This is a genomic window from Xanthomonas sp. NCPPB 2933, from assembly GCF_056725225.1.
On record NZ_CM161518.1, the window covers coordinates 2063240 to 2086030 of the forward strand.

At 62.5% G+C, this 22791-nt stretch carries 20 protein-coding genes and 2 tRNA genes; 21 read left to right on the forward strand and 1 reads right to left on the reverse strand.

Annotated elements, in window-relative coordinates; translation table 11 throughout:
• Positions 1 to 63: 63 nt before the first annotated feature.
• A complete protein-coding gene (locus tag AC1PLU_RS08395) occupies positions 64 to 864 on the reverse strand; it encodes an SDR family NAD(P)-dependent oxidoreductase (protein ID WP_481108190.1) in 801 nt (266 codons plus the stop codon).
• A 112-nt stretch (positions 865 to 976) separates the two neighbouring features.
• Here AC1PLU_RS08395 and tpiA point away from each other — a divergent pair, with 112 nt between their 5' ends.
• From tpiA to infB, 21 genes are all read left to right on the forward strand, one after another.
• Positions 977 to 1729 carry a triose-phosphate isomerase gene (tpiA, locus tag AC1PLU_RS08400; RefSeq protein ID WP_481108191.1) on the forward strand — a complete coding sequence of 251 codons (753 nt, stop codon included), beginning with the start codon at positions 977 to 979 and terminating at the stop codon, positions 1727 to 1729.
• 37 nt (positions 1730 to 1766) lie between these two features.
• Positions 1767 to 2240, forward strand: coding sequence for a preprotein translocase subunit SecG (secG, locus tag AC1PLU_RS08405; RefSeq protein ID WP_023904461.1), 474 nt, complete (start codon positions 1767 to 1769; stop codon positions 2238 to 2240).
• Between the two features lie 49 nt (positions 2241 to 2289).
• Positions 2290 to 2374: transfer RNA gene (locus AC1PLU_RS08410), tRNA-Leu, on the forward strand.
• Between the two features lie 106 nt (positions 2375 to 2480).
• Positions 2481 to 2837, forward strand: a complete 357-nt coding sequence (locus AC1PLU_RS08415) for an NADH-quinone oxidoreductase subunit A (RefSeq protein ID WP_006450567.1) — start codon at positions 2481 to 2483, stop codon at positions 2835 to 2837.
• The gene (locus AC1PLU_RS08420) at positions 2828 to 3382 is read left to right on the forward strand and encodes a NuoB/complex I 20 kDa subunit family protein (protein WP_006450566.1); all 555 of its coding nucleotides are present in this window, start codon (positions 2828 to 2830) and stop codon (positions 3380 to 3382) included. Before AC1PLU_RS08415 ends, AC1PLU_RS08420 begins: the two co-directional genes overlap by 10 nt.
• Positions 3383 to 3418: 36 nt before the next feature.
• Positions 3419 to 4171: an NADH-quinone oxidoreductase subunit C gene (locus AC1PLU_RS08425; RefSeq protein WP_481108192.1), complete on the forward strand. Its 753-nt coding sequence runs from the start codon at positions 3419 to 3421 to the stop codon at positions 4169 to 4171.
• Complete coding sequence (locus AC1PLU_RS08430) at positions 4168 to 5475, forward strand: NADH-quinone oxidoreductase subunit D (RefSeq protein ID WP_023904458.1); 1308 nt, start codon at positions 4168 to 4170, stop codon at positions 5473 to 5475. Before AC1PLU_RS08425 ends, AC1PLU_RS08430 begins: the two co-directional genes overlap by 4 nt.
• Entirely contained in the window at positions 5472 to 5999 is a 528-nt protein-coding gene (gene nuoE / locus AC1PLU_RS08435; protein ID WP_011037655.1) for an NADH-quinone oxidoreductase subunit NuoE, read from the forward strand. Before AC1PLU_RS08430 ends, nuoE begins: the two co-directional genes overlap by 4 nt.
• A gap of 3 nt (positions 6000 to 6002) precedes the next feature.
• A complete protein-coding gene (gene nuoF, locus AC1PLU_RS08440) occupies positions 6003 to 7337 on the forward strand; it encodes an NADH-quinone oxidoreductase subunit NuoF (protein ID WP_023904457.1) in 1335 nt (444 codons plus the stop codon).
• Positions 7334 to 9568, forward strand: coding sequence for an NADH-quinone oxidoreductase subunit NuoG (gene nuoG / locus AC1PLU_RS08445; RefSeq protein WP_481108193.1), 2235 nt, complete (start codon positions 7334 to 7336; stop codon positions 9566 to 9568). The genes nuoF and nuoG overlap by 4 nt, the downstream gene beginning before the upstream one ends.
• A complete protein-coding gene (gene nuoH, locus AC1PLU_RS08450; RefSeq protein ID WP_168957709.1) occupies positions 9565 to 10659 on the forward strand; it encodes an NADH-quinone oxidoreductase subunit NuoH in 1095 nt (364 codons plus the stop codon). Before nuoG ends, nuoH begins: the two co-directional genes overlap by 4 nt.
• Before the next feature lie 3 nt (positions 10660 to 10662).
• On the forward strand, positions 10663 to 11151 hold the full coding sequence (nuoI, locus tag AC1PLU_RS08455; protein ID WP_006450559.1) for an NADH-quinone oxidoreductase subunit NuoI: 489 nt from the start codon (positions 10663 to 10665) through the stop codon (positions 11149 to 11151).
• Positions 11152 to 11155: 4 nt separating this feature from the next.
• Complete coding sequence (locus tag AC1PLU_RS08460) at positions 11156 to 11818, forward strand: NADH-quinone oxidoreductase subunit J (RefSeq protein ID WP_172839317.1); 663 nt, start codon at positions 11156 to 11158, stop codon at positions 11816 to 11818.
• A complete protein-coding gene (gene nuoK / locus AC1PLU_RS08465) occupies positions 11815 to 12120 on the forward strand; it encodes an NADH-quinone oxidoreductase subunit NuoK (protein WP_006450557.1) in 306 nt (101 codons plus the stop codon). Before AC1PLU_RS08460 ends, nuoK begins: the two co-directional genes overlap by 4 nt.
• A 7-nt stretch (positions 12121 to 12127) precedes the next feature.
• Positions 12128 to 14302 (forward strand): NADH-quinone oxidoreductase subunit L, encoded by a 2175-nt coding sequence (gene nuoL, locus AC1PLU_RS08470; protein WP_481108194.1) that lies wholly within the window; start codon positions 12128 to 12130, stop codon positions 14300 to 14302.
• A 20-nt stretch (positions 14303 to 14322) separates the two neighbouring features.
• On the forward strand, positions 14323 to 15825 hold the full coding sequence (locus AC1PLU_RS08475) for an NADH-quinone oxidoreductase subunit M (RefSeq protein ID WP_023904453.1): 1503 nt from the start codon (positions 14323 to 14325) through the stop codon (positions 15823 to 15825).
• Positions 15826 to 15861: 36 nt separating this feature from the next.
• Positions 15862 to 17322, forward strand: coding sequence for an NADH-quinone oxidoreductase subunit NuoN (gene nuoN, locus AC1PLU_RS08480; RefSeq protein ID WP_481108195.1), 1461 nt, complete (start codon positions 15862 to 15864; stop codon positions 17320 to 17322).
• A gap of 203 nt (positions 17323 to 17525) precedes the next feature.
• Positions 17526 to 17602, forward strand: a tRNA-Met gene (locus AC1PLU_RS08485).
• 211 nt (positions 17603 to 17813) lie between these two features.
• Positions 17814 to 18404 (forward strand): ribosome maturation factor RimP, encoded by a 591-nt coding sequence (gene rimP, locus AC1PLU_RS08490; protein ID WP_481108196.1) that lies wholly within the window; start codon positions 17814 to 17816, stop codon positions 18402 to 18404.
• A gap of 4 nt (positions 18405 to 18408) precedes the next feature.
• A complete protein-coding gene (gene nusA, locus AC1PLU_RS08495; protein WP_006450552.1) occupies positions 18409 to 19920 on the forward strand; it encodes a transcription termination factor NusA in 1512 nt (503 codons plus the stop codon).
• A 95-nt stretch (positions 19921 to 20015) separates the two neighbouring features.
• A complete protein-coding gene (infB, locus tag AC1PLU_RS08500) occupies positions 20016 to 22727 on the forward strand; it encodes a translation initiation factor IF-2 (RefSeq protein ID WP_481108197.1) in 2712 nt (903 codons plus the stop codon).
• The last annotated feature ends 64 nt before the right edge of the window (positions 22728 to 22791 follow it).

The window sequence follows — 22791 nt, forward strand, 5'->3', positions numbered from 1 at the left end:
TGGGCATGGTCATGCAGTCGTGCAGAGCCGTACGCACCTACGCTGATCCACCGCCCAGTCGCCTCAATCCAGCGGGCGCACCCGATGCGATCCGCGCGCCATCAGGCGCAATGCAAGCGCGTGCGGCAGCAATCGTAACCCGGCATTGGCCAGGCGATAGCGCCAGCCCGGCACTGCCAGTACCTGTCCGCGCTCCAGTGCTTCGATGCCGTATTCGGCCACGGCATCGGCCTGCAGCCACGCCCAGCGGGGCAGGGTGGACATCGCCTCGCGTGTGCCGGTGATGTCGTGAAATTCCGACCACGCAAAGCCCGGGCACAGCGCGCAGACCTTCACCGCGCAATCGGCGTTCTCCAGCGCCAGCGATTCGCTGAAGCGCAGCAGGAAGCTCTTGCTCGCCGCGTATAGCGTTTGCCCGTCGGCGCTCGGCGTCAGCGCCGCAAACGAGGCCACGTTGAGAATGCGACCCTGGCCACTGGCGCGGATCATCGGCAACAGCCGCCAGGTCAGCTCGCACACCGCGCCCACCATCACCTGCAGAAAACGCGCATGCGTGGCCCAGTCGTTGTGCAGATAGCGGCCCGGCACGCCGTAGCCGGCGTTGTTGATCAAGGTGCCTACCGTCCAGCCATTGCGCTGGATCTGCGCAACCAGCGCCTCTACCGCTGCGGGGTCGGCCAGATCGGCCGGCAACACGTGGACCTGTACCAACGCGCTCAACTCGGCGGCCAGTGCCTCCAGCCTGTCCACCCGGCGTGCAGTCAGGATCAACGGCACGCCGCGCCTGGCGTAGGCGCGGGCAATCTCGCGGCCGATGCCGCTGGAGGCGCCGGTGACCAGCGCGAAGACAGGCGAAACAGACATGGCAGGTTCCTGCTGAAGAGGGGATGGGACAGGCAATGGACAGAAGTGTGCCGGCTGCCGACAGGGCATGGGCTATTCTGTCGCCTGTCTTCCACTCAGGAACCTGCGCCTGATGCGTCGAAAACTCGTTGCCGGAAATTGGAAGCTGCATGGCAGCCGCGCCTTCGCCACCGAACTGGTGGCCCAGATTGCCGCGCACATGCCCCTGGAGGGTGTCGATGTCGTCATCCTGCCGCCACTGCCTTACCTCGGCGATCTGATCGAGGATTTCGAGGAGCATCACCTGTGCTTCGGTGCGCAGGACGTCAGCAGTAACGAGAAGGGCGCCTACACCGGCGAGGTCTCGGCCACGATGCTGGTCGATGTCGGCGCCGAGTACGGCATAGTCGGCCACTCCGAACGTCGCCAGTACCATCAAGAGAGCAGTGAGCTGGTGGCGCGTAAATTCGCGGCCGCCATGCATGCCGGGTTGATCCCGGTGCTGTGCGTCGGCGAATCGTTGGAGCAGCGCGAAGCGGGCCAGACCGAGGCGGTGCTGCGCGCACAGCTTGAGCCGGTGCTGGCCCTTGTCGGCAGCGAAGGCTTTGCGCGTGCCGTGCTTGCGTATGAACCGATCTGGGCCATTGGTACCGGCCGCACTGCCAGCCCGGAGCAGGCCCAGGCTGTGCACGCCTTCCTGCGTGGCGAAGTCGCAAAGGCGGATGCTAGAATTGCCGATTCGCTGCCCATCGTGTACGGGGGCAGTGTCAAGCCCGACAACGCCAACGAGCTGTTCGCACAGCCCGATGTCGACGGCGGGCTGGTCGGAGGCGCATCACTGGTCGCCGAAGATTTCCTGGCCATCGCACGCGCGGCGGCCGCTTGATTAACCCATTAAGTTTTGTCCGGGGACGGATTTCGAAATGCTGATGTTGATCCTCAATGTGGTCTACGTGCTGGTCGCGCTGGCGATGATTGCGCTGATCCTGATGCAGCGTGGCGCGGGTGCGGCAGCGGGCTCCGGTTTCGGTGCTGGTGCCTCGGGCACCGTGTTTGGTTCGCAGGGTGCGTCGAACTTCCTGTCCAAGTCGACCAAATGGCTGGCGGTGGTGTTTTTCAGCATCAGCCTGTTCATGGCGTGGTACGCGACCCATGGCGCGCGTCCCACCGATCAGAATCTTGGCGTGATGTCGCAGTCGGCCACCCCGGCACCGGCCGCCGCCGGCGAGCTGACTCAGCCGTTGCCGCAGGCACCAGCCGCGGGCGCAGTGCCGACCGCTCCGTCGCAGCCGTCGCCTGCGGCTGTTCCGGCCGCAGCGCCAGCGCAGTCCGCACCGGCGCAACAAGCGCCTGCGGCACGCGAAGAAAACGCTTCAGAACCAGCACAAAAACGCTGAAGCCGGTTACAATACGCTGCGCACTGGGATGCCCAGCGGCGCAACGTATGCCCAGGTGGCGGAATTGGTAGACGCACTACCTTGAGGTGGTAGCGATTTAGGTCGTAGGGGTTCGAGTCCCCTCTTGGGCACCATTGTTTGGCTGCAGTTCCTGCGCATCGTGGCGGTGCCACGCGCGGGTCCTGCTTATACCCCATGCCGGCACGCGGCGCGTGCGGGCAAAGGCAAGAGAGAATCGCTGTGCTGGCCGAATATTTGCCGAGTCTGCTGTTTCTGATCGTCGCCACCGGTATCGGCATCACATTGATGTTGATCGGCCGGTTCCTCGGTCCGCGTAGCCCCGATGCACGCAAGCTCTCGCCGTACGAGTGTGGCTTCGAGGCATTCGAAGACGCGCGCATGAAGTTCGACGTGCGCTACTACCTGATCGCGATCCAGTTCATCGTGTTCGATCTGGAAATCATCTTCATCGTGCCGTGGACGCAGGTGTTCATGGAGATCGGCGCACGCTCGCTGGTCACCATGGGGCTGTTCGTCGGCATGTTGTTCCTCGGTTTTATCTACGTCTGGAAGAAGGGAGCGTTGGAATGGGAGTGATTCAGACCCTTGATCGTCTGATGACCAATCCGATGCCGGAAGGTCGGTTGGACGACATCCTGCGCCCGGAAGGCGAGAACCCGCTGCTCGAAAAGGGCTACGTGACCACCAGCGTCGATGCGCTGTTGAATTGGGCGCGTACCGGTTCGATGTGGCCGATGACCTTCGGTCTGGCCTGCTGCGCAGTCGAGATGATGCATGCCGGCGCGGCGCGTCTGGACCTGGACCGTTACGGCGTGGTGTTTCGCCCGTCGCCACGCCAGTCCGACGTGATGATCGTGGCCGGCACGCTGGTCAACAAGATGGCCCCGGCGCTGCGCAAGGTCTACGACCAGATGCCGGATCCCAAGTGGGTCATCTCGATGGGCAGCTGCGCCAACGGCGGCGGCTACTATCACTATTCGTATTCGGTGGTGCGCGGTTGCGACCGCATCGTGCCGGTGGACATCTATGTCCCGGGCTGCCCGCCGACCGCCGAGGCGCTGGTCTACGGCATCTTGCAGCTGCAGAAGAAGATCTGGCGTACCCAGACGATCGCGCGCTGATACCCGTCTTCTTCTACCGAGAGCAGCCAAGCCCCCATGGCAGAGCAAGCATCCTCCTTCACTGACCGACTTGCGGCACGTTTCGCCGGTGCGCAGATTGCCGTGGCCTTGCCGCGCGGCGAAGTGACGCTGGAAGTCGCTGCGGCCGATTGGCACGCCACCTGTGTGGCCTTGCGCGACGAACTCGGTTTCGAGCAGTTGAGCGACCTGTGCGGCGTCGATCACCTGGGCTATGGCAGCGACGAGTGGGATACCGCGGACGTGTCGTCGCAGGGTTTCAGTCGTGGTGTCGAAGGCAAGGCGGTCGGTCGTTTCGCCTGGGGTGAATTTCCCAGCCAGGAAAGCTCCGATGGCGCCCACCCGCAGCACATGCCCAAGCAGCGTTTTGCGGTCGTCGCGCAGCTGATTTCCTATCAGCACAACCAGCGTCTGCGCGTGCGTTGCTATGCCCCGGACGAGCAGGTGCCGGTGGTGGCCTCGTTGACCGATATCTGGCCGGGCGTGAACTGGTTCGAGCGCGAAGCCTTCGACCTGTTCGGCATCGTGTTCGACGGTCACCCGGATCTGCGTCGCATCCTGACCGACTACGGATTCGTCGGCCATCCGTTCCGCAAGGATTTCCCGCTGATCGGCAACGTCGAAGTGCGTTACGACGAAGAGAAAAAGCGCGTGGTGTACGAGCCGGTGACCTCGGTCGAGCCACGCGTCGGTGTGCCGCGCGTGATTCGCGACGATGCCCGTTATGAGACTGCCGCTGGTGAAGTGGGCAAGTCGGAGACTGCCAAGTGAGTGAGTTCCACCAGGCGACTGCCGCCTTCGCTAGCAATCCTGTCGAAAGCAAGCAGGAAATCCGCAATTACACGATGAACTTCGGCCCGCAGCATCCTGCGGCGCACGGCGTGTTGCGCTTGATCCTGGAAATGGACGGCGAAACCGTGGTGCGTGCCGATCCGCATATCGGCCTGCTGCACCGTGGCACCGAGAAGCTGGCCGAGTCCAAGCCGTTCAACCAGTCGGTTCCGTACATGGATCGCCTGGATTACGTGTCGATGATGTGCAACGAGCATGCTTACGTGCGCGCGATCGAGTCCCTGATGGGAATCGAAGTGCCCGAGCGTGCGCAGTACATCCGCACGATGTTCGACGAAATCACCCGCATCAAGAACCACCTGATGTGGCTGGGCTCCAACGCGCTCGACCTGGGTGCGATGGCGGTGATGCTGTATGCGTTCCGCGAGCGCGAAGAGTTGATGGACGTCTACGAGGCGGTCAGTGGCGCGCGCATGCACGCCGCCTACTATCGCCCCGGTGGCGTGTATCGCGATTTGCCCGATCGCATGCCCAAGTACAAGGAATCGCGTTGGCACAAGGGCGGGGCGCTGAAGAAGCTCAACGCCGCGCGCGAAGGCTCGATGCTGGATTTCCTCGAGGACTTCACCAATACCTTCCCGTCGCGCGTTGACGAATACGAAACGCTGCTGACCGATAACCGTATCTGGAAGCAGCGCACCGTCGATGTCGGCATCATCAGCCCGGATCTGGCACGTGCCTGGGGCATGACCGGCCCGATGCTGCGTGGCTCCGGTATCGAGTGGGATCTGCGCAAGAAGCAGCCGTATGCCAAGTACGACGCGGTGGATTTCGATATCCCGGTCGGCACCAACGGCGACTGCTACGACCGCTATCTGGTCCGTGTTGCCGAGATGCGCGAATCCAACCGCATCATCAAGCAGTGCGTGACCTGGCTGAAGGCCAATCCAGGCCCGGTCATGGTCACCAATTTCAAGGTCGCTCCGCCAAGCCGCGAAGGCATGAAGGACGACATGGAAGCGCTGATCCATCACTTCAAGCTGTTCAGTGAAGGCTATTGCGTGCCGGCCGGCGAGACCTATTGCGCCGTCGAAGCACCCAAGGGCGAGTTCGGCTGCTACCTGATGTCCGATGGCGCCAACAAGCCATTCCGCCTGCATCTGCGCGCGCCGGGCTTTGCGCATCTGTCCTCGATGGACGCGGTGGTGCGTGGCTATTTGCTGGCCGACGTCGTGGCGATGATCGGTACTTACGATTTGGTTTTCGGTGAGGTTGACCGATGAAGGCGACGGGTAATTTCGAAGCGGCGCGCGACGTCGATCCGCAGGTAGTGCTGAGCGACAAGACGCGCGCGCACATCGATCATTGGCTGAGCAAGTTTCCGCCCGACCGTAAGCGTTCGGCGGTGCTGCAGGGTCTGCATGCTGCGCAAGAGCAGAACCAGGGCTGGCTCACCGATGAGTTGATCGTCGGCGTGGCCAAGTATCTGGAACTGCCGCCGGTGTGGGCCTACGAGGTCGCCAGCTTCTACTCGATGTTCGAGACCGAGAAGGTCGGCCGCCACAACGTGGCGTTCTGCACCAACATCAGCTGCTGGCTCAACGGTGCCGAGGATCTGCTGGCGCACGCCGAGAAGAAACTGGGTTGCAAGCTGGGGCAGTCGACGGCCGATGGCCGGGTCTACCTCAAGCGCGAAGAAGAGTGCCTGGCGGCCTGCTCTGCAGCGCCGATGATGGTCATCAACGGCCATTACCACGAGCACCTGACGAAAGAGAAGGTCGACGCGCTGCTGGACGGGCTGGAGTAAGACATGGCACATCATCACGCACCCTCAGGCCCGGTCGGTCCGGCGCCGTTGCCGCATCAGGTCGTCTACACGACGCTGCACTACGACACCCCGTGGTCCTACGAGAGCTATCTCAAGACCGGCGGCTACGCCGCACTGCGCAAGATCCTCGAAGAGAAGATCGCGCCGGCCGACGTCATCGAGATGGTCAAGGCCTCCAATCTGCGTGGCCGTGGCGGCGCGGGCTTCCCGACCGGCTTGAAGTGGTCGTTCATGCCCAAGGGCACGATGCAGAAATACATCCTGTGCAACTCGGACGAATCCGAGCCAGGCACCTGCAAGGACCGCGACATCCTGCGTTACAACCCGCATTCGGTGGTGGAGGGCATGGCGATCGCCTGCTACGCCACCGGCTCGACCGTGGGCTACAACTACCTGCGTGGCGAGTTCCATCACGAGCCGTTCGAGAACTTCGAACTGGCGCTGGCCGATGCGTATGCCAACGGCTGGTTGGGCAAGAACATTCTCGGCAGCGGCGTGGATATCGATATCTACGGTGCGTTGGGTGCTGGCGCCTACATCTGCGGCGAAGAAACCGCGCTGATGGAATCGCTGGAAGGCAAGAAGGGCCAGCCGCGTTACAAGCCGCCGTTCCCGGCGAACTTCGGCCTGTATGGCAAGCCGACCACCATCAACAACACCGAGACCTACGCGTCGGTGCCGGCGATCATTCGCAACGGGCCGGAGTGGTTTCTGGGGTTGAGCAAGACCAAGAACGGCGGCCCGAAGATCTTCTCGGTGTCCGGCTGCGTCCAGAAGGGCGGCAATTTCGAAGTGCCGCTCGGTACCACCTTCGACGAACTGCTGGAAATGGCCGGTGGCCTGCGTCCGGGCCGCACCCTCAAGGGCGTGGTGCCTGGCGGCGTGTCGATGCCGGTGCTGAAGGCCGACCAGGTCGCTGGCCTGCAGATGGATTACGACACCTTGCGTGCATTGGGGACCGGTCTGGGTTCGGGCGCGATCGTGGTGTTGGACGACAGCGTCTGCTGCGTGCGTTTTGCCTGCCGCATCTCGCAGTTCTTCCATAAGGAATCCTGCGGTCAGTGCACCCCGTGCCGCGAAGGCACCGGCTGGATGCACCGCGTGCTGGAGCGCATCGTTGCCGGCAAGGCCACGATGGAAGACCTGCACCAGTTGCGCACCGTTGCCGGCCAGATCGAAGGGCACACCATCTGTGCGTTCGGCGAAGCCGCGGCGTGGCCGATTCAAGGCTTCCTGCGCCAGTTCTGGGACGAGTTCGAGTACTACATCGTCAACGGTCGTTCGATCGTCGACACGCATGTCGGAGTGGCCGCATGAGCGCCCAACCAGTGAACCCGAACGTGCCGCCGGATCACGTTACCGTCGAGATCGACGGGCAGAGTCTGGTGGTGCCGAAGGGTTCGATGATCATCCAGGCGGCCGACAAGGCCGGCATCCCGATCCCGCGCTTCTGCTATCACGAGAAGCTGCCGATCGCGGCCAACTGCCGCATGTGCCTGGTGGACGTCGAAAAATCCCCGAAGCCGTCGCCTGCCTGCGCCACGCCGGTGATGGACGGCATGAAGGTCACCACGCGTAGCGAAAAGGCGCTGAAGTACCAGCGCAGCGTGATGGAATTTTTGCTGATCAATCACCCGCTGGACTGTCCGATCTGCGATCAGGGCGGTGAGTGCGAGTTGCAGGACGTTTCGCTCGGTTACGGCCGTTCGGTCAGCCGCTTCAACGAGCGTAAGCGCGTGGTGCCCGACGAAGACATCGGTCCGCTGGTCGCCACCGAAATGACCCGCTGCATCCAGTGCACTCGTTGCGTGCGCTTCACTGCGGACATCGCCGGCACCTACGAGTTGGGTGGCATGTATCGCGGTGAAAACCTGCAGATCGGCACCTACGACGGCAAGCCGCTGACCACCGAAATTTCCGGCAATGTCATCGACGTCTGCCCGGTCGGCGCGCTGACCAACAAGGTGTTCCAGTTCCGTGCCCGCCCGTGGGAGCTGATGGCGCGCGAATCGCTCGGCTATCACGATGCGATGGGCTCAAACCTGTTCCTGCACGTGCGTCGCGGCGAAGTGCTGCGTACCGTGCCGCGCGAGAACGAGGCGGTCAACGAGTGCTGGCTGTCCGATCGCGATCGTTACTCGCATCAGGGCCTGTACGCTGACGACCGTGCGGTCAAGCCGCTGAAGAAGGTCAACGGTGAGTGGACCGAGGTGAGCTGGGCCGAAGGGCTGGCTGCCGCCACGCAAATCCTGCGTGACAACGCTGGAGATCAGCTCGGCGTACTGGTGCATCCGTCCACCTCCAACGAGGAAGGCGCGCTGCTGGCCCGTCTGGCCGAAGGGCTGGGCAGCGGCAATCTGGATCACCGTCTGCTCAACCGCGATTTCTCCGATGCTGCGGTGGCCGAAGCGTTTGCCACGCCGTTGGCCGAGATCGAGCAGGCCGATGTGGTGGTGCTGTTCGGCACCAACGTGCGTCACGAACTGCCGCTGCTGCATGCGCGTCTGCGCAAGGCCAACATCCAGAACGGAACCAAGATCCATTCGGTCAACCCGGTCGATTTCGATTTTGCCTTTGCCCAGGCGAGCCGCACCGTGGTCGCGCCGTCGCAGCTGGCTGGCGCGCTGGACGATGCGGCATTGCGCGATGCGGTCAAGGGCGCCACGCGTGCCGTGATCGTGGTTGGTGCGCTGGCTGAAAATCATCCGCAGGCTGCCGCATTGCGTGCTGCTGCACGCGACTTGGCTACTGCAACCGGCGCTTCGCTGTGCCGTATTCCGCAGGGAGCCAATGCTGTCGGTTTGGTCTCGCAAGGTGTACTGCCGAGCGCACGCGATGTCACCGGCATGTTGACGCAGCCGCGTCAGGCGTATGTGCTGTATGGCATCGAGCCGGGTCTGGATTTTGCCGACGCCGCCGCTGCTCGAAGCGCGCTTGCTGGTGCCAAGGTCGTTGCCTTCAGCCAGTTCGCCTGTGCTTCCACGCGCGATGTGGCCGATGTGATTCTGCCGATCGGCGCATTGCCGGAAATCGATGCCTCGCTGACCAATCTCGATGGTCGCGTGCAGACTGCACGTGCTGCCGGCCGCTTGCCGGTGGAAGCGCGCGAAGGTTGGCGCGTGTTGCGCGCACTTGGTGGTGAGCTGGGTCTGGCCGGTTTCGAATTCATCGATCTGGTCGGCCTGCGTGCCGGCCTGCAGAACCGCAGCGTGACGCCTGCAACCTCCGCACAGCCAGTGGCTGCGAGCGAGGGGCTGGAAGTGGCCGCGACCGCTGCGATCTATCGCACCGACGCAGTGGTACGCCGTGCCGCTGCACTGCAATCGCATCCGCTCAACATCGCGCCGTGTGTAGCGATGCATCCAGAGCAGGCAGCGCAGTTGCAGATTGGCGCAGGTCAGATGGTCAAAGTCGGCACCGATGCCGGTAAGGCAACGCTGCCGGTGGTGCTGGACAAGCGCGTCGCACCGGGGACGGTGTGGATCGAATCCGGCCATGGCGCGACCGCGCCGCTTGGTGCCGGTCGGGTAACGGTGGTGGCTGCATGAACGAATTGCTGTTGAATCTGGTCAATCCCTTGCACCAGTGGTTCGTCGGACTGGGCGATGGCGGCGTGGTGTTGTGGACCGTGCTGAAGATCCTGCTGATCGCGGTGCCGGTAATCGTGGCAGTGGCGTTCTTTGTGGTCTGGGAGCGCAAGCTGATCGGTTGGATGCACGTACGCCACGGGCCGATGTACGTGGGCATGGGCATCTTTCAGGCCTTTGCCGACGTGTTCAAACTCCTGTTCAAGGAGATCGTGCAGCCGAGCAGCGCGCACAAGGCGATGTTCATCATCGCGCCGCTGCTAACGCTGGCGCCGGCCTTCGCGGCCTGGTCGGTGGTGCCGTTCGATGCGCAGCTGGTGCTGTCCAACGCTAACGTCGGCTTGCTGTATCTGCTCGCGATGACCTCGCTGGGCGTGTACGGCATCATCCTGGCCGGCTGGGCCTCCAACTCCAAATACGCGTTTCTGGGTGCGATGCGCTCGGCCGCGCAGGTAGTCAGCTACGAAATCGCGATGGGCTTTGCGCTGGTCGGCGTGATGATCGCGTCGGGCAGCGTCAACCTGAGTCAGATCGTGTTTGCGCAGGGCGGGAGCTCGGGCGTAGGCGATTGGTTCCTGATCCCGCTGTTCCCGTTGTTCATCGTGTACTGGGTGTCCGGCGTCGCCGAAACCAATCGCGCGCCGTTCGACGTGGTGGAAGGCGAATCGGAAATCGTTGCCGGCCACATGGTGGAGTATTCAGGCGGTGCGTTCGCGCTGTTCTTCCTGGCCGAATACGCCAACATGATCCTGGTCAGCTTCCTGATCTCGATCTTCTTCCTTGGCGGTTGGTTGAGCCCATGGCCGCAGGCCTGGGGCAATCCGGATATCTCGCCGTGGATCGATTGGCTGTGGAAGGGCGGTTGGCCGTGGCTGTTGATGAAGGTGTTTTTCTTCGCCAGCGCTTACATCTGGTTCCGTGCCAGCTTCCCGCGCTACCGCTATGACCAGATCATGCGTCTTGGCTGGAAGGTGTTCATTCCGCTGACGATCGTGTGGATCGCAGTAACGGCGTTGATGGTGTTTTACGGCGTGATCCAGAAGGGCGTGTAATTGATGAACAAGATCACCCATTACTTCAAAAGCTTGCTGCTGCTCGAACTGCTCGGAGGCTTGTGGCTGACGTTGAAATACACGTTCAAGCCCAAGTACACCGTGCTGTATCCGATGGAGAAGTTCCCGCAGTCGCCGCGCTTCCGTGGCGTGCATGCGCTACGCCGTTATCCCAACGGCGAAGAGCGTTGCATCGCCTGCAAGCTGTGCGAAGCGGTGTGCCCGGCGCTGGCAATCACCATCGACTCGGCCAAGCGCGAGGACGGTTCGCGTCGTACCACCCGCTACGACATCGATTTGTTCAAGTGCATCTTCTGCGGCTTCTGCGAAGAAAGCTGCCCGGTGGATTCGATCGTCGAGACGCACCTGCTCGAGTATCACTTCGAGAAGCGTGGCGAAAATATCCTTAATAAGCCGCAGCTGCTGGCGATCGGAGACCGGTTCGAAACCGAGATCGCCGAGCGTCGCGCTGCCGATGCCGCCTTCCGTTGAGGTCATGATGGACTGGGTCAAAATTGCTTTCTACGCGTTCTCCGCCGTCGCGGTTGTCTCTGCGGGTGCGGTGATCAGCGTGCGCAATCCGGTGTACGCCGTGTTGTGCCTGATCCTCACCTTCTTTTCGATGGCGTGCATCTGGTTGCTGGTCGGCGCCGAGTTCCTTGGCGTGACGCTGGTGCTGGTCTACGTCGGTGCGGTGATGGTGCTGTTCCTGTTCGTGGTGATGATGCTGGACATCGACACCAGCCGCCTGCGCGAGGGTTGGGTCAAGTACATGCCGGTCGGTGTCATCGTGGCGGTCGCCATGTTCGCGCAGATGGTCACCCTGATCGGTGTCAAGGCGCGCAGCGCCACGCCGTTCCCGGCCGACAATGCTGCTGCGCAGGCTGCCGACGTGTCGAATCTGACCTGGTTGGCCAAGAGCCTGTACACCGAGTTCTTGCTGCCATTCGAATTTGCCGCAGTGATCCTGACCGTGGCCGTGGTGGCCGCAGTGATGCTGACCTTGCGCAAGCGCACCGGCATCAAGCTGCAGAACGCTGGTGATCAATCGCGGGTGAAGGCGGGTGACCGCCTGCGCATGGTCAAAATGGCGGTTGAAAAGCCGGTACAGGTCGCGCCGAAGCTCGATGCGGCTGACGGACAGGAGGCGAAGTCTTGATTACCTTGGGCCACCTGCTTGGACTGGGCGCGGTGCTGTTCTGCATCTCGCTGGCCGGCATCTTCCTCAACCGCAAGAACGTCATCGTGTTGCTGATGTCGATCGAGTTGATGCTGTTGTCGGTCAACGTCAACTTCATTGCGTTCTCCCGCGAGCTCGGCGATCCCGCAGGCCAGTTGTTCGTGTTCTTCATCCTGACCGTTGCCGCTGCGGAGGCTGCGATCGGCCTTGCGATCCTGGTGACTCTGTTCCGCACGCGCCGCACGATCAATGTGGCCGAAGTCGATACGTTGAAGGGCTGACCTGTAGATGGAAATCACTCTCTCCAAGAGTCTGTTGATTGCGGTGGTGCTTGCACCGCTGGTCGGCAGCATCATCGCCGGCCTGTTCGGTCGCCAGGTAGGGCGCAAGGGCGCGCAATACGTCACCATCCTGGGTGTGGCGGTCAGCTGCGTGCTGTCGTGTCTGACGCTGTACCAACTGGTGGAGCAGGGCGCCAGCCCGTTCAACCAGAACCTGTACACCTTCTTCGACGTCGGTAACTACTCGGCGCATGTCGGCTTCATGGTCGACCGCCTGACCGCGATGATGATGGTGGTGGTGACCTTCGTGTCGCTGCTGGTGCACATCTACACCATCGGCTACATGGAAGAAGACCCGGGCTACCAGCGCTTCTTCAGCTACATCTCGTTGTTCACCTTCTCCATGCTGACGCTGGTGATGAGCAACAACTTCCTGCAGCTGTTCTTCGGCTGGGAAGCGGTGGGCCTGGTGTCCTACCTGCTGATCGGTTTCTGGTTCAAGCGCCCGACTGCGGTGTTTGCCAACATGAAGGCGTTCCTGGTCAATCGCGTCGGCGACTTCGGCTTCATTCTCGGCATTGCCGGTGTGCTGCTGTGGTTCGGTTCGCTGGATTACTCCACCGTGTTTGCCAACGCGACCACCATGGCCGGTGCCAAGGTGCAGCTGTTCGCGGGCCACGAGTGGAGCGTGATGACGCTGATCTGCATCTGCCTGTTCATCGGTGCGATGGGCAAGTCGGCGCAGGTGCCGCTGCACGTGTGGCTGCCGGACTCGATGGAAGGACCGACGCCGATTTCGGCACTGATCCATGCCGCGACGATGGTGACCGCCGGCATCTTCATGGTCGCGCGCATGTCGCCGTTGTTCGAGCTGTCGGAAACCGCACTCAACTTCATCCTGTTCATCGGTGCGACCACGGCCTTCTTCACCGGCCTGATCGGCATCGTGCAGAACGACATCAAGCGCGTGGTTGCGTATTCCACGCTGTCCCAGCTCGGATACATGACCGTGGCGCTGGGCGTGTCTGCCTACTCGGCGGCCGTGTTCCATCTGATGACGCATGCCTTCTTCAAGGCGCTGCTGTTCCTGGCAGCCGGCTCGGTCATCATCGGCATGCACCACGAGCAGGACATGCGCAAGATGGGCGGCCTGCGCAAATACATGAAGGTGACCTACTGGACCAGCGTGATCGGTACGTTGGCACTGGTCGGGACGCCGTTCTTCTCCGGCTTTTACTCGAAGGACACCATCATCGAGGCAGCTGCGCATCATGCCCACGAGTCGCATAGCTGGATCGCGACCTATGGCTACTGGGCGGTGCTCGGCGGCGTGCTGGTCACCAGCTTCTACAGCTTCCGTCTGCTGTTCCTGACCTTCCACGGCAAGGAGCGCTTCCGCGACGCCCATGCGCACGATGCCCATGGACACCACGACAGCGCACACACCGACGCCGAAGCACAGGTCCACGCGCACGATAGTCATGCGCACGACGCCCATGCACACGATACGCATGGCCACGATGACCACGGTCATGGCCATCACGGTGCCCATGAGCCGCACGAATCCAAGTGGGTGGTGACGCTGCCGCTGATCCTGCTGGCGATCCCTTCGGTGGCGATCGGCTTCTTCACCATCGGCCCGATGTTGTTTGGCACCGATTGGCAAGGTCACCATGCGGCGCATGCCATCAAGGGGCAGGCGGTCTCGTTCTTCACCGGCATCGTCGATTTCTACGATCCGGCACGCGACACCGTCGGTGCACTGGCCGAAGAGTTCCATGGTCCGGTGGCCTTCGCGCTGCACGGCATGATGGCTGCGCCGTTCTTCCTGACTGTTGCCGGTCTGCTGCTGGCTGCTCTGTTCTATCTCTGGAAGCCGGAGCTGACCACCAAGTCGCGCAAGGCGTTCGCGCCGGTCGTGTGGCTGCTGGAAAACAAGTACGGTTTCGACAAGCTCTGGATCAATGGCTTCGCCGGTGGCGGCGTGGTCCTTGGCAAGGCGTCACGTGCCATCGATACCCATGTGGTCGACGGTGTCGTCGTCAATGGTTCTGCCCGACTGATCGACCTGGCTGCAAATCTGCTGCGTCGCACGCAATCCGGTTTCCTCTATCACTACGCCTTCGCAATGATCATCGGTTTGATCGCCTTGTTGGCGGTACTGATGCATTTCTGGCGTTGACCTGTACGGAATAAGAAAACGTGTCGAACTGGCCTTTACTGTCTATCTTGATCTGGCTGCCGATTATCGGTGGCGCCCTGATCCTTGCGTTGCGCAACGCCGAGACTGCCCGCTGGGCATCGCTGGCGGTGGCGGTGGCGACCTTTGTGCTGAGTCTGCCGCTGCTGGGCTACGACACGGCTAATGACGCCTTGCAATTCGTCGAACTGCACGCCTGGATCCCGGCCTACAACATCGGCTACAACCTGGGCGTGGATGGCATCGCGGTCGCGTTGATCGTGCTGACCACACTGGTGACGGTGCTCGCCCTGATCGGCGCCTGGCGCTCGATCGACAAGCGCGTCAATCAGTACGTTGCGGCGTTCCTGATCCTGGAAGGCGTCACGCTGGGCATCTTCGCTGCCACCGACGCGATGCTGTTCTACGTCTTCTTCGAAGCCATGCTGATCCCGATGTTCCTGATCATCGGTGTCTGGGGCGGCCCACGGCGTATCTATGCGGCGATGAAGTTCTTCCTGTACACCTTCCTCGGCTCGGTGCTGATGCTGGTGGGCCTGGTCTACCTGTATCTGAAGGGCGGCAGCTTCCAGCTTGCCGACCTGTACGCGCTGCAGCTGACCGCCAAGGAGCAGACCTGGATCTTCTTCGCGTTCCTGATCGCCTTCGCGGTCAAGGTGCCGATGTTCCCGGTGCATACCTGGTTGCCCGATGCGCACGTCGAGGCCCCGACCGCCGGTTCGGTAATCCTGGCCGCGATCGCGCTGAAGATCGGTGGCTACGGCTTCCTGCGCTTCAACCTGCCGATCGTGCCGGACGCCAGCCATGAGTTCGCCTGGTTGGTGATCACGCTGTCGCTGATCGCGGTGATCTACGTCGGCCTGGTGGCGTTGGTACAGGACGACATGAAGAAGTTGGTGGCGTATTCGTCCATCGCGCACATGGGCTTCGTCACTCTCGGCACCTTTATCGCCTTCACCCTGGTGCGCGACTACGGCAGCACCGACGCCGCACGCCTGGGCCTGCAGGGCGCAATGGTGCAGATGATTTCGCATGGTTTCGTGTCCGGTGCGATGTTCTCCTGCATCGGCGTGCTCTACGACCGCATGCATACCCGCCGCATCGCCGATTACGGCGGCGTGGTCAACGTGATGCCGTGGTTTGCCACCTTCGCCATGCTGTTCTTCATGGCCAATGCCGGCCTGCCGGGTACCAGCGGTTTCGTCGGCGAGTTCATGGTGATCCTGGCCAGCTTCCAGAAGCACCCGCTGATCGCCTTCGGCGCGGCCACCACCTTGGTGATCACTGCGGCTTACACCTTGTGGCTCTACAAGCGCGTGTTCTTCGGTGAAGTGGCCAACGCACACGTGGCCGAGTTGAAGGACATCAATGGCCGTGAGGCATTCGTGCTGGGGGTGTTCGCCGCTGGCGTGCTGGCCCTGGGCCTGTATCCGAAGCCGCTGACCGATCTGATGGAACCATCGATCGCCAAGCTGGCTACCCAGATTGCCGCGACCAAGCTGTAACTGCTTGCCGTACGTACCGATTTTCAGGATTTGATGATGACCACGCCAACGCTCGCGCCGTTGACCACCGCTGACCTGGCTCCGCTCGCACCGGAGCTGGTGCTGATCGGCGGCGCCTTTGCTCTGTTGATGCTCGATCTGTTTATGAGCCAGCGGCACAAGGTCTGGACCCACCTGTTCTCCGTGGCCGTGTTGGCCGTGGTGTTCGCGTTGCTGGCGACCGGAACGGGCGGGCAGGGCGAAGCCTTCCACGGCATGTTCGTCCGAGACACCGCCGCCGATGTCATGAAGACGGTGATCGTGCTGGTCAGCGGGTTGAGCCTGGTTTATGGCTGGACCTACCTGCGCGAGCGCAATCTCTATCAGGGCGAAATCCCGGTACTGGTGTTGTTCGCCACCGCCGGCATGATGCTGCTGGCCTCGGCAGGCAGCCTGCTGATGGTGTATCTGGGTCTGGAACTGCTGGCCCTGTGCTCGTACGCCCTGGTCGCGTCCAATCGCGATAACGGCCTGGCCACCGAAGCGGCGATGAAGTATTTCGTGCTTGGTTCGCTGGCGTCGGGTCTGTTGCTGTACGGCATGTCGCTGGTCTACGGCGCTACCGGCACGTTGAGCCTGGCGGGTATCCATGACGCCATCGAAGGCTCCAACGAGCGCACGCTGCTGCTGACCGGCACCATCTTCATGATCGCCGGCGTGGCCTTCAAGCTGGGTGCGGCGCCGTTCCACATGTGGCTGCCCGACGTCTATCAGGGTGCGCCCGCACCGATCGCGTTGTTCATCAGTTCCGCGCCCAAGTTGGCTGCCTTTGGTATGGCCTATCGGCTGCTCGAAGTCGGCATGGGTCCGTTGTCGCCGCAGTGGCATCTGATGATCGGCGGCCTGTCGGCACTGTCGCTGGTGATCGGCAACCTGATGGCGATTGCGCAGACCAATCTCAAACGCATGCTCGCGTATTCGACTGTCTCGCATATCGGCTTCCTGCTGATGGGCGTGGCCGGTGGCGGCGAAGAAGGCTATGCCGCGGCGATGTTCTACGCAGTGAGCTACACCATCATGTCGACCGCTGCGTTCGGCGCCATCATCGCGTTGTCGCGTAACGGGTTTGAAGCCGAGAACATCGACGACTTCAAGGGGCTCAACGCACGCAATCCATGGAGGGCCGGCCTGGTGCTGTGCATCATGGCTTCGCTTGCAGGTATCCCGCCGTTCCTCGGCTTCTGGACCAAGCTGGCCGTGTTGGGCGCCGCGGTGAAGGGCGATATGTTGTGGCTGGCGTTGGTGGGCGTGCTCTGCGCGGTGATCGGTGCGTACTACTATCTGCGCGTCATCAAGGTCATGTACTTCGATGAGCCGGTGGGTGAGCCGTTGCCGGCCAACAACGACCGCGTGCTTGGTACCGTCCTCGGCGTCAACGCACTCGCACTGTTGGCACTCGGTCTGGCCTGGAGCCCGATCATGGTGTGGTGCCAGCGCGCATTTGCGGGCCTTGCGTAAGACTTACGTGCCTGCATACCGTTGTGGGCGCGTGCGTCAGGCGCGCCTTTGACGCGTTACTGAAATAAAGTCGTGATTGCTGTTTCGTTTTTGTTGCAATGCGGTTATCATTTGCCGCGACGTTGAAGACCTCCAAGGTTTTCAATCGATGAAAAACTAGGGCTTGCAATTGCCGCTCAAGTTCTTCATAATTCCGCTTCTGCTGCGGGGTGGAGCAGTCTGGCAGCTCGTCGGGCTCATAACCCGAAGGTCGCAGGTTCAAATCCTGCCCCCGCTACCAAGTTTGAATTGCTGCTTTAACGCAGTTTGCCTTAGGGCAGCAGTTCATGTTCTTGGATCGCAAAGACGCATGTTCCCGTCTTTGCGCCGACCCTGAGAGGTCGGGCTTTTTTCACGCAAGGGGCCCATCGGGCCCCTTGTTTTTTCCGGAACCGGAAAGTTTGCTGCCGGTTGCCGGGGTTCTACTGGCAATCATTTGATCAGGGCAGTCTGTGAGCGAAAAAGCGACCGAAATCGCGAATCTGCTGAGTCCAACGGTTGAGTCCTTGGGCTTGGAACTACTGGGTGTGGAATATCTTCCCGCTCCAGGTGGCGCCACGTTGCGTCTGTATATCGATGTGCCGCTGGCCGAACAGCCCGAGCGTATGGTCAACGTCGATGACTGCGAGCGCGTGAGCCGCGAAGTCTCGGCCCAGCTCGACGTCGAAGATCCGATCACTGGCAACTACACGCTTGAAGTGTCTTCGCCGGGTGTGGACCGCCCCTTGTTTACGTTGGAACAGTTCGCACGTCATGCCGGCGAGTCCGCAAAGATCGTGCTGAAGCTGGCGCAGGATGGTCGGCGCCGCTTTCAGGGCAAGATCCTGCGGATCGAGGCTGAGACCGACGCCGTGGTGTTCGCCATCGATGGCAAGGACGTGCAGATCGGCTTCGACAACATCGACAAGGCGCGCATCCTGCCGGATTGGGTCGCTTTGGGCCTGGCGCCGCAAAAGCCGAATAAGCCCGGCCCGAAAAAACCCGGGCACGAGAAGAAGAAACCATCCAACGAGTCGGCGGCTGGCAAGCCGCGCGCGGAGTGACTAAATGAGCAAGGAACTTTTGCTGGTAGTGGATGCGGTGGCCAACGAAAAGGGCGTGCCGCGCGAAGTGATCTTCGATGCGATCGAGGCCGCGTTGGCTTCCGCAGCGAAGAAGCGCTATCCCGACCAGGACGTGCTGGCGCGCGTGACCATCGATCACAAGGACGGTAACTACGAAACCTACCGTCGTTGGGAAGTGGTTGCCGACGATGTGGTGATGGAGTCGCCGGATCGCCAGGTGCGTCTGATGGATGCCATCGACGAAGCCGACGGCGTGGATGTGGGCGACTACATCGAAGAACAGATCGAAAACCCGGATTTCGGCCGTATCGCCGCGCAGGCTGCCAAGCAGGTGATCGTGCAGCGTGTGCGCGAAGCCGAACGTCAGCAGGTTGTGGACGCTTGGAAGGATCGCGTCGGCGAGTTGATCACCGGTGTGGTCAAGCGTGCCGAGCGCGGCAATATCTTTGTCGATCTGGGCGGCAATGCCGAAGCCTTCATTCCGAAGGACAAGGGCATCCCGCGCGATGTGCTGCGTCCGGGCGACCGCGTACGCGGCTATCTGGCCGAAGTGCGCTCCGAACCACGTGGCCCGCAGCTTTTCATCAGCCGCGCCGCGCCGGAATTCATGATCGAGCTGTTCAAGCTCGAAGTGCCGGAAGTGGGCCAGGGCCTGGTCGAGATCAAGGCCTGCGCCCGCGACCCGGGCGACCGCGCCAAGATCGCCGTGATCGCGCACGACACCCGCACCGACCCGATCGGCGCATGCATCGGTATGCGCGGTTCGCGCGTGCAGGCGGTGTCCAACGAGCTCAATGGCGAGCGCGTGGACATCGTGTTGTGGAACGAGAACCCCGCCAACTTCGTCATCAATGCGATGGCGCCGGCCGAAGTGCAGTCGATCATCGTCGATGAAGACAAGCATTCGATGGACCTGGCTGTGGCAGAAGATCGCCTGGCCCAGGCGATCGGCAAGGGCGGCCAGAACGTACGTCTGGCCAGCCGCCTGACCGGTTGGCAGCTCAACGTGATGACCGCCGACCAGGTGGCCGCCAAGTCCGAAGCCGAACAGACCTCCGCGCGCCAGTTGTTCATGGATCGCCTGGAAGTGGACGAAGAAATCGCAGCGATTCTGGTGACCGAAGGTTTCAATACGGTCGAAGAAATCGCCTACGTGCCGGTCGGCGAGTTGCTGGCGGTGGAAGGCTTCGACGAAGACATCGTCGAAGAGTTGCGTGCCCGTGCCCGCGATGCGCTGCTCAACGCCGCGCTGGCCGAGGAAGAAGGCCTGGAAGGAACTCAGCCCACCGAGGACCTGCTGGCGCTGGAGGGGATGGACGAGGAAACGGCCTTTGCTCTGGCCGAGCACGGCGTGCGCACCAGCGAGGACTTGTCCGACCTGGCAGCGGACGAGATCGTCGACTTCGGCATCGAGGGCTTGACCCAGGAGCGCGCCGCAGCGCTGATCCTGGCAGCCCGCGCCGAGGAGATCGCCCGTTTGGAGCGCGGCGAATGAGCCGGCAATGAACCGCGCCCTGACCCCATCAGGGCTTAGAATCAGCGCTTCCCTTGCTCTGGGCGAGGGGGCGCCAACCAGATCATAGGATCCGAATGTCGCAGCAAACCACCATCCGCAAGCTTGCCGAACTGGTCAATACGCCGGTCGATAAACTGCTGGTTCAACTGGCCGAGGCCGGAATGAAGTTCAGCGGTCCCGACCAGGTCGTGACCAGCACCGAGAAGATGAAACTGCTTGGCTTCCTGCGTCGCACGCATGGCAAGGCCGAGACGCCTGCCGAAGCGGCAACCGAAGCAGCCAAGAAGATCACGCTCAATCGGCGCAAGCTGCAGGAAGTCACGGTCAGCGCCGGCCGCACCAAGACCACGGTCAACGTGGAAGTGCGGCAGAAGCGCACCTACGTGAAGTCCGAAAATGAAGGCAGCGGCCGTGCCGCGCCGATGACGCCGGACGAAGAGCGCGCTGACATCCTGGCCAAGCTGGCCGCATCGCGTCAGCGCAACCTCGACGAGCAGCAGGCGCTGGCCGAAAGCGACCGCGTGCGCGACGAAGCGATTCAGCGCAAGCGCGATGAAGAGCAGGCCGCGAAGGACCGTATCGAAGCCGAGCGCAAGGCTGCCGAGGAAGCCGCTGCGGCTGCCAGTGCGCCGGCGCCGGTTGCCGCCGCGCCTACGCCGTCTTCCGCTCCTGCAGCACGTGCGCCGTCGTCGCCGTCTTCTGCACCGCGTCCGGCCCGTCCGGCTGGCGCATCGCCCGCCTCGCGTCCGGCCACGCCGGCACGTCCGGACGATCGCAATAATGCGGCCAAGCACAAGACGCGCGGTTCGCACGTCATGGTGGCCGGCGTCGAAGACGACGATGCGACCAAGCGCTTTGCCGGGCAGTTGCATCTGTCCGCTGCCGATCGCGCGCGTCGTTCCAATGTGCGTAGCAAGCCGACCGGTCGTCCGGGTTCGTCTTCTTCGCGCCGTGGCAACGACAGCGGGCGGGGCGGCAATCAGGGCAACAGCGGCCCGCACGGGTTTGAGCGTCCGACCGCACCGGTGGTGCGTGAAGTGGCGATCGGCGAAACGATCACTGTGGCCGATCTGGCGCAGAAGCTCGCGCTCAAGGGCGGCGATGTGGTCAAGGCGTTGTTCAAGATGGGCGTCATGGCGACCATCACCCAGAGCATCGACCATGACACCGCGTCGCTGGTGACCGAAGAACTCGGCCACAAGGCCACGCGTGCCGACAATGCCGACTTCGAGGATGCGCTGCTGGCGCACGCCGAAGGTGCCGAAGGCGATGCCGTGCAGCGTCCGCCGGTGGTGACCATCATGGGTCACGTCGATCACGGCAAGACCTCGCTGCTGGATTACATCCGTCGCACCAAGATCGCCTCGGGCGAAGCCGGTGGCATCACCCAGCACATCGGTGCGTATCACGTCGAAACCGGTCGTGGCGTCATCAGCTTCCTGGATACGCCCGGCCATGCCGCGTTTACCTCGATGCGTGCACGTGGCGCCAAGATCACCGATATCGTGGTGCTGGTCGTCGCTGCCGATGACGGCGTGATGCCGCAGACCAAGGAAGCGGTGGCGCACGCCAGGGCGGCGGGCGTTCCGTTGATCGTGGCGGTGAACAAGATCGACAAGGCCGGCGCGGATCCGCTGCGGGTCAAGAACGAATTGCTGGCCGAAAACGTGGTGGCCGAAGACTTCGGCGGCGACACCCAGTTCATCGAAGTGTCGGCCAAGCTCGGTACCGGCGTGGACACGCTGCTGGATGCCATCTCGCTGCAGGCGGAAGTGCTGGAGCTGAAGGCGCTGTCGGAAGGCCGCGCCAGCGGTACCGTCATCGAGTCGTCGCTGGACAAGGGCCGCGGCCCGGTTGCCACGGTGCTGGTGCAGCAGGGCGCGCTGAAGAAGGGCGATTACCTGGTCTGCGGCATCCAGTACGGCCGTGTGCGTGCGTTGTTCGACGAGACCGGTCATCAGCCAGCTTCGGCGGGCCCGTCGATCCCGGTGCAGGTGCTCGGCTTGTCCGGCGTGCCGGAAGCCGGCGACGACTTCGTGGTCGTCGACGACGAGCGTCTGGCCAAGGACGTGGCGCAGCAGCGCGAAACCAAGCGTCGCGAGTCGCGTCTGGTGGCTTCGGCAACCAACCGCATGGAAGACATCCTGGCGCAAATGGGCAAGGGCGAAGGTCAGCAGGTGTTGAACCTGGTGATCAAGGCCGACGTGCAGGGTTCTGTGGAAGCGCTCAAGCAGTCGCTGGTGGCGTTGTCCAACGACGACATCCGCATCAACGTGATCCACTCCGGCGTGGGCGGCATCACCGAGTCCGATGCGAATTCGGCCGCCGCTTCCAAGGCGACGATGATCGGCTTCAACGTGCGTGCGGATGCATCGGCACGCAAGATCGTCGAATCCAATGGCGTGGATCTGCGTTACTTCTCGATCATCTATGACGTGATCGATCAGGTGAAGCAGGTCGCCTCCGGTCTGCTCGGCGTGGAAATCCGCGAAGAGATCATCGGTATCGCGCAGGTCCGCGACGTGTTCCGCAGCTCCAAGTTCGGCGCGGTTGCAGGCTGCATGATCATCGAAGGCGTGGTGAAGCGCAGCAAGCCGATCCGCGTGCTCCGCGACAGCGTCGTGGTGTTCGAGGGCGAGCTGGAATCGCTGCGTCGCTTCAAGGAAAACGTCGAGGAAGTGCGCAACGGTACCGAGTGCGGTATCGGCGTGAAGGCCTACAACGATGTCAAGGCCGGCGATCAGATCGAGTGCTTCGAGCGTATCGAAGTCGCGCGTACGCTGTAACGGCTGCGGCTGTCATGGCGACCGGGGCCTGCGGGCTCCGGAGTCGGCAAGCTGGAGTCGGTAA